General features: G+C 64.0%; 1 protein-coding gene and 1 pseudogene. One reads left to right on the forward strand and one right to left on the reverse strand.

Translation table 11 applies throughout. The annotated features are described in order from the left end of the window. Positions 1 to 378, reverse strand: a pseudogene (locus tag EN984_RS35165) (GntR family transcriptional regulator); the annotation flags it as partial. Between the two features lie 228 nt (positions 379 to 606). Here EN984_RS35165 and EN984_RS35170 point away from each other — a divergent pair. Continuing rightward, positions 607 to 1,236 (forward strand): UxaA family hydrolase (locus EN984_RS35170; protein WP_164765950.1); only part of this gene is annotated, 630 nt, incomplete at its 3' end.

Here is a 1,236-nt window from a genome sequence, read left to right on the forward strand (position 1 = left end):
GATCAGGAACTCGCGCACGCTGGTGGTGCCGACGCCGATCTCACGCGCCAGTTCGAGTTCGTTGATCTGCATGCCGGCTTCGGCGCCGCCGGCGAGCAGCCTGCGCATGAACGACCGTTCGATGATCTCGGCCAGCGTGTCGGTCTCTTCTTCGGGGAAAAAATCGTCCGGACGCGCTTCGCGCAGCACCGTCTTGGCGCGCTTGTCCCAGGCGATCAGCCCTGTCTCTTCCATGCGCGCAAGAATGGTGCGGACGGTCGTACGGCTGACGCCAAGCAAGGTGCCCAGTTCCGGCTCCGAAGGCAGGCTGCGCGTTTCGTCGAGCAGCCGCAGGCAGCGGTTGTAGGCATCCTTGTAGACGTTGTTGCTCTTCGACATCCCTGACCCGTTGCACGCCGTCGCTTGCGGCGGCCGGTTTGAAGCGCAATATGACGTTCCCATGGCCCTGAGAAGCGAAATTGCTTCCCGGAACAACCAAGGACATGCGGAACTCCCCAGTGAAAAAACAATTGACGCAAAACTGTTTTTTCACGATAAAAGACAATATCTCTAAACAGACGCGTGTCAATCCGTCCGCGCAACCCAGGATCACCCAGGAAACCGCCCGTGAACGCCTCCAACTGCATTCTCCTGTCCCCCGCCGACAATGTCGCCGTCGCCAATGGCCGCATCGAGATCGGCACCGCGCTGCCGGGCGGTGCCGTCGCCAGTGCGCTGATCGAGCCCGGCCACAAGGTGGCGATCCAGCCGATCGCCGTCGGCGAGGCCGTGGTAAAATACGCCCAGGCGATCGGTCGCGCGACACAGGATATTGCAGCGGGCGAGCACGTTCATTCGCACAATCTGGTTTTCGAATCCGGCCGCTTGCCGGTCGTGCCGCCGAGCGAGGCCGAGCACGCGACGGAGGCCGACCGGGCCCGCACCTTCATGGGCTATCGCCGCGCCGATGGCCGCGCCGGCACGCGCAACTTCATCGGCATCGTCGCCAGCGTCAATTGCTCGGCCACCGTCTGCCATTCCATCGCCGACACCGCCAACCGCACGCTGCTGCCTAAATATCCCGGCATCGACGGCTTCGTGCCGATCGTCCACGGCCAGGGCTGCGGCATGAGCGGCACCGGCGACGGCATGATGGTGCTGCACCGCACGCTTGCCGGCTATGCCCGCCACCCGAATTTCGGCGGCGTGCTGATGGTCGGCCTCGGCTGCGAGGTCAACCAGCTCACCCTCTACGGC

It is taken from the genome of Mesorhizobium sp. M7A.F.Ca.CA.004.12.1.1 (genome assembly GCF_003997835.1).
Classification (GTDB): Bacteria; Pseudomonadota; Alphaproteobacteria; order Rhizobiales; family Rhizobiaceae; genus Mesorhizobium.